Here is a 15,775-nt window from a genome sequence, read left to right on the forward strand (position 1 = left end):
GGTAGATAAACCGCCGTTTAAACGCCCACCACCGCCAAGGCGCATGCGGCGATTTCACGCGTCAGCACAGCGGCCGCTTCGTGCCGGCCCAGCCGCAATGCCTGGCCGGCCCAGAGGTTGCTGAAAGCGCTGTCGCCCTGCGGGTCGGTGATTGCCCGCAAGGGCATCAATGCACCGCCGGCCAGTGGGAAGCGGGGCGCCAATGCGCTCATGGGCCCCAGCTCGCGCATGATGCGGTTATTGATGCCGCGTGCCGGGCGGCCCGTGAACAGGTTGGTCATTGCCGTATCGCTGGCCGGGGCGGTGTCCAGCGCCTGGCGATGGGCTGGCGACACCTTGGCTTCGGGGCTGAACAGGTAGGCAGTGCCGATTTGTACCGCACACGCACCCAGCGCCAGCGCCGCCACCAGGCCGCGGTGGTCGGCAATGCCGCCTGCGGCGATCACCGGCAGCCCGACCGCATCAACCACCTGCGGCACCAGCGCGAAGGTACCGATCTGGGTGGTGATGTCCTCGCTGAGGAACATGCCCCGGTGGCCACCCGCTTCGGCGCCCATGGCAATGATGGCATCGCAACCGTGGCCCTGCAGCCACACGGCCTCTTCAACGGTGGTTGCGCTGGACAGCACCTTGGCACCCGTGGCTTTCACCCTCTGCAGGTAGGCGGCAGAGGGCAGGCCGAAGTGGAAGCTGACCACCTCTGGGCGTACCTGCTCCACCAGCTGGCAGCTCTGCTCGTCAAACGGTGCACGGTTGGACACCGGCGTTGGCGCATCGAAGTCAGCGCCCAGCTCCCGGTAGTACGGCTCGAGCGCCTGCTTCCAGCGTTGGCCTGCCGCCGCATCAGGGGCGGGCGGGGTATGGCAGAAGAAGTTGAGGTTTAACGGGCGGCCCGGGCAGGCTTGGCGAAAGGTGGCCACTTCTTGCCGTACCTGTTCGCCGGTCAGCATTGCACACGGCAAAGCCCCTAGCCCGCCTGCCTCAGCCACGGCGATCGCCATGGCCGAACCTGCCGCCCCCGCCATCGGCGCCTGCAAGATGGGCACTTCGATGCCAAACAAATCGAGGATACGGCGATCGGGCCAACGGCTCATGCAATGCTCCTTGTGGCGCTACGGGCAGGGGGACGGCAGCGGTTGTCAGAGGGCCTTGCTGACCTGGATATCGCTGATCTTGTCGGCGTCCTCGCCATGGATCTTGCGCAGGGCGTCCATGGCCTGAGCCTGCGAATCATCCTGCATCAATGCGAAATCCCAGCGGCGCTGGCCGTCGAGTTTGTATTTGATCACGTACTTGATGGTCTGGGTCATGGTGGCCTTAGCTGAGTTTCGACGATGAACGGCGGATGATCTTGATCTTGTGGGTCAGGCTGGGCTTGCGCGTGACCGAGATCGGGCGCGTGGTCACCGTGTCGAGGGTGATGTTCCAGAAGCCGGTGCTGGGCACGGTGATCTTGGCTGGAAACTTGTCGAAATGCCCGCCGTGGTAAGTGTGACGGCCGCCGTTCTTGAAACTGCGGAAGTTGGCGTCGTTCATCAGGCGGATATTGCAGCGCTGGGAACACTCGACGACGACGATGTCGTCCTCGTTGAGGTGCTCGCGCTGGTGTACGAATTTCATGTGGGGCTCCGCAAAGTCTGGTTCTGCAAATGCGCAAGATACCACGATGTGCACGCACGCCGCCGCCCCGCGCAGCGGGCGCGGATAAATCTGCCAAAGCAGGGAGCAAATGCGCCCGGGCACGGTCGAACAGGGCTGGTAATGGTTGAGGTGCAACAGATGAAGTGGATGGTGGCAGCGCTGACCCTGGCGTTGGCAGGTTGTGCCAGCGTGTCGGACATTGAACAGTCGCACGAGACGATGGACGTTATCTCGGGCAAGACACCCCGCGAATTCGCCGATTGCGTGAAGGCCGGGCTTGCGGATTCCCGCGGGCCGCTGCTGGAAGAAAAACGGGGTGATGGCCTGCGGCTGATCGTGCCGCAAAAATTCTCGCCAGGCGCTGGCCCGGCCGCGGTGCTGGATATTGGTGAGCGGGGCAGTGGCAATGGCAGCAGCGTGAAGCTGCACGAGCGCCTGAGCAACTTCCCGTTGCGTCCAGGTGATGTGCGCAAGGCAACCACCCAGTGCATTTCAGGAAGTTGATCTAGCGCAACGGGTCGCGCTCCTTTTGCTTATATGTTTTAGGTCTAAGCATATAACAATAGAAAAGGAGATTCGCGATGACACCCTTCAAACGCGTGGTGCTCGGCAGCCTGCTGGTGCTGAGTTGGCCGGCCGCCCAGGCGGCCGATGGCCAGAAGGTATTTACCCAGGGCGGTGCCGACCCCGCCGCACTGGCGTGCATCGCCTGCCATGGTGCAGACGGCGCTGGCATGGCGGCAGCCGGCTTCCCGCGCCTGGCGGGGTTGCCGGCCGCTTACCTGGGTAAGCAATTGCGCGACTGGCGCACCGGTAGCCGCCGTCAGGCGGTGATGGAGCCGGTGGCCAAGGCCTTGACCGAGGATGAAATCAAGGCAGTCAGCACCTACCTGGCCAGCCTTCCTCAAGCGCCAGCCGGCAACCTGCGGCGCCAGCAAATTGCCAATGACCCAACCGAACGGCTGGCCCTGTACGGCGACTGGAGCCGCCAGATCCCGGGGTGTGTGCAATGCCACGGGCCTGGTGGCGCGGGGCTCGGCGAGCACTTCCCGCCACTGACCGGCCAGCCTGCCAGTTACCTGGTGGCGCAACTGGACGCATGGCGCGACGGCAGCCGCAGCAATGACCCCAACCAACTGATGGTAGGCGTGGCCAAGGCCATCACCGCTGACGAGATCAAGGCCGTGGCCGAGTTCTTCGCCCGTTCTGCCAGCCAGGAGGTCAACCCATGAAGCTGCTGATACCCGCCACGCTCCTGCTTGCCGCCGCCACCAGCCAGGCCAGCCCCGTCACCATGGAAGACCAGACCCAGCTCAACGTGCCCGATGCCCAGCGCGCGCCGCAGTTCGTACCGCCCGCCGAGGGCGAGCTGCCCGACAATGCGTTCGGCAAGATGGTGCGCGACGGGCATGCCCTGTTCGTCGACACCCGACGCCTGATGCCTGATGCGGTGGGTAACGGCATGAACTGCAGCAACTGCCACCTGGACCAGGGGCGCATGCCCCACTCGGCGCCGCTGTGGGGTGCGTACCCGATGTACCCGGCCTATCGCAAGAAGAACAACAAGGTAAACACCTATGCCGAACGCATACAGGGCTGCTTCCAGTTCAGCATGAACGGCAGGCCGCCCGCGGCCGACAGCCCGCAGATGACCGCTTTGGCGGTGTACTCGTACTGGCTGTCGACCCAGGCGCCCACGGGGGTGGAACTGGCCGGGCGCGGTTACCCGGAGGTGCCACAACCCACGGGTGGCTACGACTTCGCCCGTGGCCAACAGGTGTACCAGGCGCAATGCGCGATTTGCCACGGTGACCAGGGCGAGGGGCAAAAAGTGGCTGGCGAGTATGTGATGCCACCGCTTTGGGGCAAGGACTCCTACAACTGGGGCGCTGGCATGCACCGCATCAACACCGCGGCGTCGTTCATCAAGTACAACATGCCGCTGGGCAAGCCCGGCAGCCTCACCGACCAGCAGGCCTGGGACGTGGCGGCATGGATCAACCGCCATGAACGGCCCCAGGACCCGCGCCTTGTGCAAGGCTCCATCGAGAAGACCCGTGTGAAGTTCCACGCCAACGACGGCGTCAACCTGTACGGGCAGAAGGTGGACGGTGTACTGGTCGGGCAGGGCACTGGGGGGTGACTGATTGAACAACCGGCCTTGCCGCCGTTAAGGGGCGGGGCCGGTTGTTTCATCGCCAATGGGCGCTGCCGGGCACATGAAAGTTGGGGCCCCTTTTGAACTATCCCGCCCGCGTTCCCTCTATTTTCCCAATGTGTGGCCGCGGGTGGGGCATTGTAAGGTGACCGCCGCCTGATTAGACTGCGCCAATCCACAGGCCCTAGCCTTTTTAAGGACGTTTATGATCAAGAAATGCTTGTTCCCGGCAGCTGGCTACGGCACCCGCTTCCTGCCTGCTACCAAAGCCATGCCCAAGGAAATGCTGCCGGTGGTCAACAAGCCACTGATCCAGTATGGCGTCGAAGAAGCGTTGGATGCAGGGCTTAGCGAAATCTCCATCGTCACCGGCCGTGGCAAGCGCGCCCTGGAAGACCACTTCGACATCAGCTACGAGCTGGAAAACCAGATCAAGGGCACTGACAAGGAGAAGTACCTGGTAGGCATCCGTCGCCTGCTGAACGAGTGCTCGTTCTCCTACACCCGTCAGACCGAGATGAAAGGCCTGGGCCACGCCATCCTCACCGGCCGCCCGCTGATCGGTGACGAGCCGTTCGCCGTGGTACTGGCCGATGACCTGTGCGTGAACCCGGAAGGTGACGGCGTACTGACCCAGATGGTCAAGCTGTACAACCAGTTCCGCTGCTCGATCGTTGCCATTCAGGAAGTCGACCCGCAGGAAACCAACAAGTATGGTGTGATCGCCGGCGACATGATCCGTGACGATATCTTCCGCGTCACCAACATGGTCGAGAAGCCCAGCCCGGAGGACGCCCCGTCCAACCTGGCCATCATTGGCCGTTACATCCTGACCCCGGACATCTTCGACATCATTGCCAACACCGAACCTGGCAAGGGTGGCGAAATCCAGATCACTGACGCGCTGCTGCACCAGGCACGCAACGGTTGTGTAATCGCCTACAAGTTCAAGGGCCAGCGTTTCGACTGCGGCGGCGCCGAAGGCTACATCGACGCCACCAACTTCTGCTTCGAAAACTACTACAAAACCGGCAAGGCCTACTAAGCGGCAAGCTGCAAGCTGCAAGCTACAAGCCGAGCTGCTTTTTCTTGCAGCTTGAGGCTTGAAGCTTGCAGCTTTTTTCTTGGGGGGTGTGACGTGGCTTACGATTTTGATCTGTTCGTGATTGGTGCGGGGTCGGGTGGGGTGCGTGCCGCGCGCTTTGCCGCAGGCTTCGGCGCCAAGGTGGCCGTGGCCGAGAGCCGTTACCTGGGCGGCACCTGCGTCAACGTGGGGTGTGTGCCCAAGAAGCTGCTGGTGTACGGCGCGCACGTGGCTGATGAGCTGGAACAGGCAGCCGGTTACGGCTGGTCGCTGGAAGAAGGGCACTTCGACTGGGGCACGCTGATTGCCAACAAGAACCGCGAAATCGAACGCCTCAACGGCATCTACCGCAACCTGCTGGTCAACAGCGGCGTTACCTTGCTGCAGGGCCATGCGCGCATCACCGGCGCCCATGAACTGGAAGTAGAGGGCCAGCGTTATACCGCCGAGCATATCCTCATCGCCACCGGTGGCTGGCCGCAAGTGCCGGATATCCCAGGCAAAGACCTGGCGATCACCTCCAACGAAGCCTTTTACCTCAAGGACCTGCCCCATCGCGTGCTGGTGGTGGGCGGTGGCTACATCGCCGTTGAGTTCGCCGGTATTTTCCAGGGCCTTGGCGCCGCCACCACGCTGCTGTATCGCGGCGACCTGTTCCTGCGTGGCTTCGATGGTTCGGTACGCACCCACCTCAAGGAAGAACTGGAAAAGCGCGGCCTGGACCTGCAGTTCAACGCCGACATCCAGCGCATCGACAAACTTGAAGACGGCAGCCTGAAAGCCACGCTCAAGGATGGCCGCGAGCTGGTGGCCGACTGCGTGTTCTATGCCACCGGCCGGCGCCCCATGCTGGACAACCTGGGCCTGGAAAACACCGGCGTCGAGCTGGATGAGCGCGGCTATGTGCGCGTGGACGACCAGTACCAGACCACCGCACCGTCGATCCTGGCCATTGGTGATGTGATCGGGCGCGTACAGCTCACCCCTGTGGCCCTGGCAGAGGGCATGGCCGTGGCGCGGCGCCTGTTCAAACCTGAGCAGTACCGGCCGGTGGATTACCAGAACATCCCCACTGCGGTCTTCAGCCAGCCCCCGATCGGGACGGTCGGGTTGACCGAGGAGCAGGCGCTGGAAGCCGGGCACAAGGTCAACGTCTATGAAAGCCGCTTCCGCGCCATGAAGCTGACCCTCACCGATATTCAGGAAAAGACCCTGATGAAGCTGGTGGTGGACGCCCAGACCGACAAGGTGCTGGGCTGCCACATGGTAGGCCCGGACGCGGGCGAGATCATCCAGGGCCTGGGCGTAGCGTTGAAAGCCGGCGCCACCAAGCAGCAGTTCGACGAAACCATCGGCGTGCACCCAACCGCCGCCGAAGAGTTCGTCACCCTGCGCACCATCACCCGCTAACCAAAGCCCCCCACAAAACCCGTAGGCGCGAGCAAAGCTCGCGATTGGGGCCGCTCAGCGGCCCCCACCCCCCTTAACTTTACCAATCGATCTAACCCCCACCCCCTTCATAGCCAAAACCAATCATCAACATCATGTTTGCCAATGAGCCTTTATCGGGACCAGCGGTTAGGATTCTCTCCGTCAACTGATTCCAACCCATGAAGGAGCTACTCATGCCTATCATCAACAGCCAGGTCAAACCGTTCAACGCTACTGCCTACCACAAGGGCGAATTCGTCCAGGTCAGCGAAGCCGACCTGAAAGGCAAGTGGTCCGTGGTGTTCTTCTACCCGGCCGACTTCACCTTTGTCTGCCCGACCGAACTGGGTGACCTTGCTGACAACTACGCCGAGTTCCAGAAGCTGGGCGTGGAGATCTACGGTGTGTCCACCGACACCCACTTCACCCACAAAGCCTGGCACGACACCTCGGACACCATCGGCAAGATCCAGTACCCGCTGATCGGTGACCCGACCCACGTCATCTCCCGCAACTTCGACGTGCTGATCGAAGAAGCTGGCCTGGCCGACCGCGGTACCTTCGTGATCAACCCAGAAGGCCAGATCAAGATCGTCGAACTGAACGACGGTGGTGTTGGCCGTGATGCCGCTGAGCTGCTGCGCAAGGTCAAGGCTGCACAATACGTAGCTGCCCACCCAGGCGAAGTGTGCCCGGCCAAGTGGAAAGAAGGCGAAGCCACCCTGGCACCGTCGCTGGACCTGGTCGGCAAGATCTAAGGCCATGTGGCAACCGCGGGCGGTGTGCAGCCGCCAGAGCTGAATGCAGCACCGCCCCGTCAAACGCCCGGGCGACCTCGCCTGGGCGTTTTTGTATCCGAGTTTTGTAAAAGGAATCGCCCGTATGTTGGACGCCACGCTTAAATCGCAACTGAAAACCTACCTGGAGCGGGTCACCCAGCCGATCGAGATTGTTGCCTCCCTCGACGACGGCGCGAAGTCCCGCGAATTGCATGACCTGCTGGTGGAAATCGCCAGCCTGTCCAACCTGATTACCTTGCGCGCAGACGGCGACGACGTGCGCCGGCCTTCGTTCTCGCTGAACCGCCCCAACGGTGAGATCAGCCTGCGCTTTGCCGGCATCCCCATGGGCCATGAATTCACCTCGCTGGTGCTGGCGTTGCTGCAAGTGGGTGGCCACCCGTCCAAGGCCAGTGCTGAGGTGATCGAACAGATCCAGGCGCTGGAAGGCGAGTTCACCTTCGAAACCTACTTCTCGCTGTCCTGCCAGAACTGCCCGGACGTGGTCCAGGCGCTGAACCTGATGGCCGTGCTCAACCCCAACGTGCGGCATGTGGCTATCGACGGCGCGCTGTTCCAGGCCGAAGTGGACGCACGCCAGATCATGGCGGTGCCCAGCGTTTACCTCAACGGTGAAGTGTTCGGCCAGGGCCGCATGGGCCTGGAGGAAATCCTCGGCAAGATCGACACCGGCTCAGGTGCCCGCCAGGCCGAGAAGATCAACGCCAAGCAAGCGTTCGATGTACTGGTGGTGGGCGGTGGCCCGGCCGGCGCCTCGGCCGCTATCTACGCCGCACGCAAAGGTATCCGCACCGGTGTTGCTGCCGAGCGTTTCGGTGGCCAGGTGCTCGACACCCTGGCGATCGAGAACTTTGTTTCGGTGCAGGAAACCGAAGGCCCGAAACTGGCCACTGCGCTGGAAGAGCACGTCAAGCAGTACGACGTCGACATCATGAACCTGCAACGGGGCGAAGCGCTGATCCCCGCTACCGATGGCGGCCTGCACGAAGTGCGGCTGGCAGGGGGGGCATCGCTGAAGGCCAAGACCGTGATCCTGGCCACCGGTGCCCGCTGGCGCGAAATGAACGTGCCGGGCGAGCAGCAATACCGCGCCCGTGGCGTGGCCTACTGCCCGCATTGCGACGGCCCGCTGTTCAAGGGCAAGCGGGTGGCGGTGATTGGCGGCGGCAACTCGGGGGTGGAGGCGGCCATCGACCTGGCCGGTATCGTGGCCCAGGTAACGCTGATCGAATTCGACAGCCAACTGCGTGCCGATGCCGTGCTGCAGCGCAAACTGCACAGCCTGCCCAACGTGAAGGTGATCACCAGCGCGCTGACCACCGAGGTGCTGGGCGATGGTGAGAAGGTGACCGGCCTGCGTTACAAGGACCGCGTCACCGATGCGCAGCACGAACTGGCACTGGAAGGCATCTTCGTGCAGATCGGCTTGCTGCCCAACACCGACTGGCTCAAGGGTACCGTCGAGCTGTCGCCCCGCGGCGAGATCATCGTCGATGCCAAAGGGCAGACCAGCATCCCTGGCGTGTTTGCCGCCGGTGACGTGACCACCGTGCCGTACAAGCAGATCGTGATCGCCGTGGGCGAGGGCGCCAAGGCCTCACTGGCTGCCTTTGACCACCTGATCCGAACCTCCGCGCCGGCTTGACCCAGGCCCGCCCCCGTAAGCGGGGCGGGTTTGCCGGTTTGGGGCCCTAAAGCCTGAGGGTGTCTATGCTTAGCTGCAAACACCCTCAGGACACCGCACCATGACCCTGATCAGCCGCGAACCCTGGTGGCTCGTGCCCCCTAAGCCTGGGCAGCAAGAGCAGGATCTGCACTGGGGCTACCTGGAAATCTACGCCGACGGCCGCACCGTGTTCGTCGACCAGCGCCCCAGTGATCGTGAATTGGCCGAGCGCAAAAGCTGCCGTAACTTCCCCGAACCTGAACAGTGAGTGGCCTAGCCTTCCAGCTCGGCCAGCCGTGCCTCCAGTGCCGCAATGCGCGCTTCCAAGGCGTCGATTCGCTCCTCCGAGGCAGTGGCGCCGCTGCTGCGCGTGCCGCCTTCCTGCTGACGTGCTGCCAGAATTGCCTCGGTTTCTGCCGGGTCACCCAGCGCGTGGGTGTAGCGGTCCTCACGTTGGCCCGCCTGCCGCGGCAGGTGCAGGGCCAGGCCACGGGACACCAGGCGCTCGAGCTGGTGCTGCACCTGTTCGGTGTCGTCGAATTCATGCAGGCGGTTGCTGCGGCTCAGCAGTTCGCTCAGGGTTTGCGGCCCACGCAGGAACATCAGGCCCAACAGCACCCGTTGCGCGGGCACCAGCTCCAGCGCCTTGTCCACCCGCTGCTCCCAACGGTCCGCACGGCTGCCCATCTGCAGGCGCGCCATGTCCTGCCCCTCCAGGCTGCGCAGGGCCTGGCCGACCTGGCCCTGGGTCAGGTTCATCACCGGTTCACGGCTGGTCTTCTGGTTGCAGGCCAGCAGCAGCGCGTTGAGCGTGAGCGGGTAGCTTTCCGGGCTGGTGGCCTGTTTTTCGATCAGCGCGCCCAGCACCCGGATCTCGATGCTGTTGAAGCGGCCTTCGCCTGCGCTTTCGTGGTCGGACATGGCCCTGCCTCATCTGTAGGAAAAGGCCACTAGCGTAGGTAAAGCACGCATGGGCCGCAAGGCGGCCCGGTGTTTCAGGCGCTGCGCCGTGCTTCGCCCTGGCACGCGGCGGCGGTGAACAGCACGTCGGTGGAGGAGTTGAGCGCGGTTTCGGCCGAATCCTGCAGTACGCCGATGATGAAGCCAACGGCCACCACCTGCATGGCGATTTCGCTGGGGATGCCGAACAGGCTGCAGGCCAGCGGGATCAGCAGCAGCGAGCCACCGGCCACGCCTGAAGCGCCACAGGCGCAGACGGCGGCCACCACGCTCAGCAGTATGGCCGTGGGCACGTCCAGGGCAATGCCCAGCGTATGCACGGCCGCCAGCGTGAGCACGGTGATGGTGATCGCGGCGCCGGCCATGTTGATCGTCGCCCCCAGCGGGATGGAAACCGAGTAAGTGTCTTCATGCAGGCCTAGCCGCTCGGCCAAGGCCAGGTTGACCGGGATGTTGGCGGCCGAACTGCGGGTGAAGAACGCCGTGATACCGCTTTCACGCAGGCACAGCAGGGTGAGCGGGTACGGGTTGCTGCGGGTTTTCCAGAACACGATCAGCGGGTTCATCACCAGGGCTACAAACAGCATGCAGCCGATCAGCACCGCCAGCAGGTGCAGGTAACCGAGCAGGGCGTCGAGGCCCGACTGGGCCAGGGTGGAAGTGACCAGCCCGAAAATGCCCAGTGGCGCGAAGCGGATGACCATGCGTACGATCAAGGTTACGCCGTTGGACAGGTCATCCACCACGGTGCGGGTGGTGTCGCTGGCATGGCGCAAGGCTATGCCCAGGCCGATGGCCCAGGTAAGCACGCCGATGAAGTTGGCGTTCACCAAGGCACTGACGGGGTTGTCGACGGCACTGAGCAGCAAGTTTTGCAGCACCTCGGTGATGCCGCCAGGGGCGCTCAGCGTGGCCTCGCTGGTGTTCAGCACCAGATGCGACGGGAACACCATGCTGGCCAGCACGGCCACCACGGCTGCGCCGAAGGTACTGAGCAAGTACAGCCACAAAATCGGGCGAATATGGGTTTGCTGGCCGTGCCGGTGGTTGGCGATAGAGGCCATCACCAGCACGAACACCAGCACCGGTGCCACCGCCTTGAGCGCGGTGACGAACACCTTGCCCAGAAATGCCAGGTCGCGCGCGACGTTGGGCGCCAGCAGGGCCAGCGCGATGCCGGCCAGCAGGCCAATGACGATCTGCGTCACCAGGCTGGTGCGGTTGATAAGGCGAACAAACGGCGTCATGTGCAGCAAAGTCCTGAAACGTCAAAAGGGCGGGACTTTACCACACCCACTGGCAGCGCCGTGCTGGCTACCAGTTGAACAGTTCCCGCCGCGCCCCTTCGGTAATCGCCACGATGCCTGGGTGCTTGACCTTGCGCTCCACCGAAATGGCGTAGAAGGATTCGTTCACCGCCTCGGTCTGGCCGATCAGTTGCACGCCGTATTGGCGGCACACCTCGTCGGTGATCACACTGGGTGCCACGAAGATACCGCTGCCCGATTGGCCAAACGCCTGCATCAAGGCGCTATCGTCGAACTCGCCGACGATGCGTGGCTGGATTTGCTGTTCGCCCAACCAGCGCAGCAGGCGGCTGCGCACCACGGTTTCCTGCCCAGGTATCAGCAGCGGCGCATCCTGCAGGCAGGCAGGGAAGGGGCCGGCATGCCGCTGGGCCAGCGCCGGTGTGGCGAAGAAGCTCAGGCCGCATTCGCCCAGCTTTTGGCTATAGCCTTTGATGTCCAGGTGGTTGGGCATGGGGCTGTCGCTGATGACCAGGTCCAGGCGCTGGATAGCCAGGTCCGCCAGCAGCCGTTCCAGTTTGTCTTCACGGCAGTTGATGCGCAGCACGCCGTCCAGCTCCATGGTCGGTGCCAGCAGGCGGTAGACAATGGGCTTGGGCACCACGTCGGCCACACCTACCCGGAACAGAATCTGCTCCTGCGGCCCTGCGCGCAGCATCGCTTCCAGCTCGCTGCCCAGCTGGAACATCTGCTCTGCGTAGGCCAGGGCCTGGCGCCCGGTTTCGGTCAGCTCCAACTGCCGGCCCACGCGCTGAAACAACTCCAGGCCGTAAGCCTGCTCGAAAAGGCTGATCTGGCCGCTGATGGTTTGCGGGGTGAGGTTCAACTGCTCGCTGGCGCGCGCGATGCTGCCGGTCTTGGCAACCACCCAAAAATAGTGCAGCTGGCGATAGTTGAGCATCAGCAACCTCCCGATTCGTTAAAACCGAAGTATACCCCGCAAAAATACGAATTTTACTGATGTATTGGCTTGTCTAGAATTCCGAGCTATCAGGCGCCCTGTGCGCCTTGGCGGTTATACACACGCGAGGCCCCTATGCTCTATCTGAAATCCATCGGTACACCGCTGGTCATGGCCCTGGCCCTGCTGAGCCTGGCCGGTTGTGACCAGGCCGAAAAGTCTGCCCAGCAGATGCTTGACCAGGCTGCCCAATTGGCCAAGCAGGCCATTGAAGACACCAACCAGGCCGCACAGCAGGCGCTGAGCGAGGCACTGGGCACCGAAGGCCGCAAGCCCGAGGCCCCGGAGCCAAAACCCGAAACCCAGGACATTTGACCCCTAACCCCGCAGCAGGATGTGAACAATGGAATATTTGCTGGAACTTGCCGCTAGCCCCACAGCCTGGGTGGCCCTCGCCACGCTGGTGGCCATGGAAGTGGTACTGGGTATCGACAACCTGATCTTCATCTCCATCCTTACCAACAAGCTGCCCGTGGCCTACCGCTCCAAGGCGCGACGCATTGGTATCAGCATGGCGCTGATAATGCGCCTGGCGCTGCTCAGCACCGTCGCCTGGATCGTGCAGCTCACCGACCCGGTGTTCGAGGTGTTCGGCAACGCGTTCTCGTGGAAGGACGTGATTCTGATTGCCGGTGGTCTGTTCCTGCTGTGGAAAGCCACCCGGGAGATTCACGAAAACGTCGACCCGCGCGGTGCCAAGCAGGAATCCAAGGTGGGTTCAACGGTGACCCTGGGCTTTGCGGCGGCGATCTTCCAGATCCTGCTGCTGGACATCGTGTTCTCGGTGGACAGCATCATCACTGCGGTGGGCATGACCGAACACCTGCCGATCATGATCATTGCCGTGATCACTGCGGTGATCGTGATGATGGTGGCGGCCGACCCGCTGGCCAACTTCATCAATGACAACCCCACGGTGGTGATGTTGGCCCTGGGCTTCCTGATCATGATTGGCATGACGCTGATCGCCGAAGGCTTTGGCGCCCATGTGCCGAAGGGCTATGTGTATGCCGCCATGGCGTTCTCGACGGTGATCGAGATGCTGAACATCTTCGCAAGGCGGGCGCGGATGAAACGCGAAGCGTCCGAAGGCTAACCCGCGCAGGCAGGGCGCCCCTAACGCCGGTGTTTCAGCGTTAGGGGCCTTTGTGTTAGCCAGTCAGTGAACGCCGGCAGGGCGCCGGCCGGTTACCACAGGCCGGGGCTTGGCGGCGGCCTTGGGTTGCACGTGAGGGTGGGCGTGGCGACGGGCGACGCGCAGTACGCCCCACAGCATGGCAGCTGCCACGCTCAGCCACATGCACACCAACATGATGATTGCCATGGTCATGCTCATATCTGTGCCTCCATCTCTACGGCGAGCGCTTTGAACGCCAGCGTTTGCCTTCCAGACACTTGTTTAGTCTAGCCCGGCCTGTGTGACGTTCCATCGAATAACGCCCGATGGCTGCGTGAGATTATTTTCATGTGCCTGTCGGGCTGTACCGCTGCCGCTGTCCGACCTATGATCGCCAGCAGAGCCGGGCGCTGTCTGCCCGACGTTGGTACAAGCGAGTGTCCATGCCGCACCTATCTTCCAAGCCGCTCATTGCCGCTTCACGCGGGCTGTTGTTGGCCTGCGTGGTGGCCGCCACCCTGGCAGGCTGTGCCAGCGCCCCCTCTGAAAGCCTCAAAGCCCTGCCACAACGCGTGGAAATCAGCAGCGTGCCGTTCTACCGCGGTAACGCCAACCACAGCGGGGCCATGGCCCTGGCCGCCATGCTGTCGCAACAGGGTGCCCCGATCACCCCGGGGCTGCTGGATGCGCCGCTCAACCTGCCCGAGGGCGCCGACGCGCTGGGCACGGGCATACCGCGTGTGGCGCGGGATTACGGCATGGTGGTCTACCCCTTGGACAAACGGCTGGATGCCCTGCTGGCCCAGGTGGCCGCGGGCTACCCGGTGCTGGTGCGTTACCAGGACGGTTCGGCTTGGTGGAGCGAGCCGCGCTACGCAGTGCTGATCGGCTACGACCGCTACAAGCAGCGGGTGCTGCTGCGCTCAGGCATGCAGCGGCGCCAGCTGATGGCGTTCGATGACTTTGCTGCTGCGTGGGCGAAGGAGGGGAGCTGGGCCCTGCTGGTGCAGCCGCCCAGGCAACTGCCTGCGCAGGTAGACCGCCAGCGCTGGTTGCAGGCAGCGGATGAGCTGGCCAAAGCAGGCCAGGAACTGGCGGCCAGGCAGGCCATGGATACCTTGAAGTAGGTTGCGCTTGAGGGTCGAAGGGCTGCCAGGCAGCCCTTGAACGCAAAAGGCCGTTAGAAGCCCAGGCGGTCGCGCAGGCTGTAGTACCAGGCGCCCATGGCGCTGAACGGCACCCGCAGTAGCTGGCCACCCGGGAACGGGTAGTGCGGCAGGCCGGCAAAGGCGTCAAAACGCTCAGCCTGGCCGCGCATGGCCTCGGCCAGCACCTTGCCTGCCAGGTGCGTGTAGGTCACGCCGTGCCCCGAGCAACCTTGCGAATAGTAGATGTTGTCACCGATGCGGCCGACCTGTGGCAAGCGCGACAGGGTCAGCAGGAAGTTGCCGGTCCAGGCGTAGTCGATTTTCACGTTCTTCAGTTGCGGGAACGCCTTGAGCATTTTCGGGCGAATGATCGCTTCGATGTTGGCCGGGTCACGGGCACCGTACACCACGCCACCGCCGAAAATCAGGCGCTTGTCGCTGGTGAGGCGGTAGTAGTCCAGCAGGTAGTTGCAGTCTTCGACGCAGTAATCCTGCGGCAACAGCGTGCGTGCCAGCTCGTCGCCCAGGGGCTCGGTGGTGATCACCTGGGTGCCGCAGGGCATGGACTTGCTGGCCAGCTCCGGCACCAGGTTGCCCAGGTAGGCGTTGCCGGCCACAATGATGAACTTGGCGCGCACCTTGCCCTGAGGCGTGTGCACCACCGGGTTGGCACCCCGCTCGATGCGCACGGCCGGGGTTTGCTCGTAGATCACCCCGCCGAGGGATTCAACGGCTGCCGCTTCGCCCAACGCCAGGTTCAGCGGGTGAATGTGGCCGCCGCTCATGTCCAGCATGCCGCCTACATAACTGTCGCAGGCAACCACTTCGCGAATGCGCTTCTGGTCCATCAGTTCCAGTTGGGTGTGGCCGTAGCGTTCCCACAGGCGCTTTTGCGATTCCAGGTGGCCCATCTGCTTGCTGGTGAGGGCCGCGAAGACGCCGCCGTCCTTCAGGTCGCACTGGATGTTGTACTTGGCCACGCGCTCGCGAATGATGCGGCCGCCTTCAAAGGCCATCTGGCCCAGCAGCTGGGCTTCGCGGGCGCCCACGGTGCGTTCGATAACGTCGATGTCGCGGCTGTAGCTGTTGACGATCTGGCCGCCGTTGCGGCCCGATGCGCCGAAACCCACCTTGGCGGCTTCGACGATGCTCACCTTGAAGCCGTTTTCCAGCAGAAACAGGGCGCTGGACAGGCCGGTGTAGCCGGCACCGATGATGCATACATCGGTTTCCACCTCACCCTGCAGCGCCGGACGTGGCGGCACCGGGTTGGCCGAGGCGGCGTAGTAGGACTGGGGGTAGGGGGTGTTAGCCATGCTGCGAAACCTCGTGTTTTATATTTTTAACGAATGTACCGATGCTATCAATAATAATAAACACCCGCTAGTCATCCGTTGAAAATCCCAACCCCCCCGGGATTACCCGTCACAGGGAATAAAGGGTTTGCAATTCAGTAGGTTAGCGCGAAAAAAAATGTTGACAGGGGTTTTGGAATGCGTAGA

Annotated in this window: 19 protein-coding genes; 11 read left to right on the plus strand and 8 right to left on the minus strand. The window is 63.1% G+C overall.

Annotated elements, in window-relative coordinates; translation table 11 throughout:
• Positions 1-17 precede the first annotated feature (17 nt).
• From APH25_RS20580 to APH25_RS20585, 3 genes are read right to left on the minus strand one after another with little or no spacing between them, the layout of a single operon-like run.
• Positions 18-1,094, minus strand: a complete 1,077-nt coding sequence (locus APH25_RS20580) for a nitronate monooxygenase family protein (protein WP_060483192.1) — start codon at positions 1,092-1,094, stop codon at positions 18-20.
• A gap of 45 nt (positions 1,095-1,139) precedes the next feature.
• Positions 1,140-1,310, minus strand: coding sequence for a hypothetical protein (locus APH25_RS25745; protein WP_177331211.1), 171 nt, complete (start codon positions 1,308-1,310; stop codon positions 1,140-1,142).
• 7 nt (positions 1,311-1,317) lie between these two features.
• Positions 1,318-1,620, minus strand: coding sequence for a DUF1883 domain-containing protein (locus APH25_RS20585; RefSeq protein ID WP_028633392.1), 303 nt, complete (start codon positions 1,618-1,620; stop codon positions 1,318-1,320).
• Positions 1,621-1,779: 159 nt separating this feature from the next.
• On the opposite strand from APH25_RS20585, the gene APH25_RS20590 reads away from it, so the two are divergent.
• The 8 genes from APH25_RS20590 to APH25_RS20625 all read left to right on the plus strand — a co-directional run bounded on the left by APH25_RS20590 (position 1,780) and on the right by APH25_RS20625 (position 9,048).
• Entirely contained in the window at positions 1,780-2,145 is a 366-nt protein-coding gene (locus APH25_RS20590; RefSeq protein ID WP_028633391.1) for a hypothetical protein, read from the plus strand.
• Between the two features lie 77 nt (positions 2,146-2,222).
• A complete protein-coding gene (locus APH25_RS20595) occupies positions 2,223-2,873 on the plus strand; it encodes a cytochrome c (RefSeq protein ID WP_060483193.1) in 651 nt (216 codons plus the stop codon).
• Positions 2,870-3,784, plus strand: a complete 915-nt coding sequence (locus tag APH25_RS20600) for a c-type cytochrome (protein WP_060483194.1) — start codon at positions 2,870-2,872, stop codon at positions 3,782-3,784. Before APH25_RS20595 ends, APH25_RS20600 begins: the two co-directional genes overlap by 4 nt.
• A 220-nt stretch (positions 3,785-4,004) precedes the next feature.
• Positions 4,005-4,844: a UTP--glucose-1-phosphate uridylyltransferase GalU gene (gene galU / locus APH25_RS20605; protein WP_028633388.1), complete on the plus strand. Its 840-nt coding sequence runs from the start codon at positions 4,005-4,007 to the stop codon at positions 4,842-4,844.
• A 93-nt stretch (positions 4,845-4,937) separates the two neighbouring features.
• Positions 4,938-6,293 (plus strand): glutathione-disulfide reductase, encoded by a 1,356-nt coding sequence (gene gorA / locus APH25_RS20610; protein WP_060483195.1) that lies wholly within the window; start codon positions 4,938-4,940, stop codon positions 6,291-6,293.
• Positions 6,294-6,508: 215 nt separating this feature from the next.
• Complete coding sequence (gene ahpC / locus APH25_RS20615) at positions 6,509-7,072, plus strand: alkyl hydroperoxide reductase subunit C (protein WP_004375926.1); 564 nt, start codon at positions 6,509-6,511, stop codon at positions 7,070-7,072.
• Between the two features lie 124 nt (positions 7,073-7,196).
• Complete coding sequence (ahpF, locus tag APH25_RS20620; RefSeq protein ID WP_060483196.1) at positions 7,197-8,759, plus strand: alkyl hydroperoxide reductase subunit F; 1,563 nt, start codon at positions 7,197-7,199, stop codon at positions 8,757-8,759.
• A gap of 100 nt (positions 8,760-8,859) precedes the next feature.
• Complete coding sequence (locus tag APH25_RS20625; protein WP_028633385.1) at positions 8,860-9,048, plus strand: hypothetical protein; 189 nt, start codon at positions 8,860-8,862, stop codon at positions 9,046-9,048.
• Between the two features lie 5 nt (positions 9,049-9,053).
• Here APH25_RS20625 and APH25_RS20630 read toward each other — a convergent pair whose 3' ends face one another.
• The 3 genes from APH25_RS20630 to nhaR form a co-directional block, all read right to left on the minus strand.
• Positions 9,054-9,701 (minus strand): YceH family protein, encoded by a 648-nt coding sequence (locus APH25_RS20630; protein ID WP_060483197.1) that lies wholly within the window; start codon positions 9,699-9,701, stop codon positions 9,054-9,056.
• Positions 9,702-9,775: 74 nt separating this feature from the next.
• The gene (gene sstT, locus APH25_RS20635; RefSeq protein ID WP_060483198.1) at positions 9,776-10,987 is read right to left on the minus strand and encodes a serine/threonine transporter SstT; all 1,212 of its coding nucleotides are present in this window, start codon (positions 10,985-10,987) and stop codon (positions 9,776-9,778) included.
• Between the two features lie 67 nt (positions 10,988-11,054).
• On the minus strand, positions 11,055-11,948 hold the full coding sequence (nhaR, locus tag APH25_RS20640; RefSeq protein WP_060483199.1) for a transcriptional activator NhaR: 894 nt from the start codon (positions 11,946-11,948) through the stop codon (positions 11,055-11,057).
• A gap of 135 nt (positions 11,949-12,083) precedes the next feature.
• Here nhaR and APH25_RS20645 point away from each other — a divergent pair, with 135 nt between their 5' ends.
• Together APH25_RS20645 and APH25_RS20650 are read left to right on the plus strand one after the other, a co-directional pair.
• The gene (locus APH25_RS20645; RefSeq protein WP_060483200.1) at positions 12,084-12,323 is read left to right on the plus strand and encodes a hypothetical protein; all 240 of its coding nucleotides are present in this window, start codon (positions 12,084-12,086) and stop codon (positions 12,321-12,323) included.
• Between the two features lie 28 nt (positions 12,324-12,351).
• The gene (locus tag APH25_RS20650; protein ID WP_028633380.1) at positions 12,352-13,104 is read left to right on the plus strand and encodes a TerC family protein; all 753 of its coding nucleotides are present in this window, start codon (positions 12,352-12,354) and stop codon (positions 13,102-13,104) included.
• 63 nt (positions 13,105-13,167) lie between these two features.
• On the opposite strand, the gene APH25_RS25750 is transcribed toward APH25_RS20650, so the two are convergent.
• On the minus strand, positions 13,168-13,344 hold the full coding sequence (locus APH25_RS25750) for a hypothetical protein (protein WP_177331212.1): 177 nt from the start codon (positions 13,342-13,344) through the stop codon (positions 13,168-13,170).
• 224 nt (positions 13,345-13,568) lie between these two features.
• On the opposite strand from APH25_RS25750, the gene APH25_RS20655 reads away from it, so the two are divergent.
• Positions 13,569-14,252 (plus strand): hypothetical protein, encoded by a 684-nt coding sequence (locus APH25_RS20655; protein WP_060483201.1) that lies wholly within the window; start codon positions 13,569-13,571, stop codon positions 14,250-14,252.
• A 53-nt stretch (positions 14,253-14,305) separates the two neighbouring features.
• On the opposite strand, the gene APH25_RS20660 is transcribed toward APH25_RS20655, so the two are convergent.
• On the minus strand, positions 14,306-15,589 hold the full coding sequence (locus APH25_RS20660) for an FAD-binding oxidoreductase (protein WP_060483202.1): 1,284 nt from the start codon (positions 15,587-15,589) through the stop codon (positions 14,306-14,308).
• Between the last annotated feature and the right edge of the window lie 186 nt (positions 15,590-15,775).

This window comes from Pseudomonas sp. NBRC 111119 (genome assembly GCF_001320125.1).
GTDB classification, from domain to species: domain Bacteria; phylum Pseudomonadota; class Gammaproteobacteria; order Pseudomonadales; family Pseudomonadaceae; genus Aquipseudomonas; species Aquipseudomonas parafulva.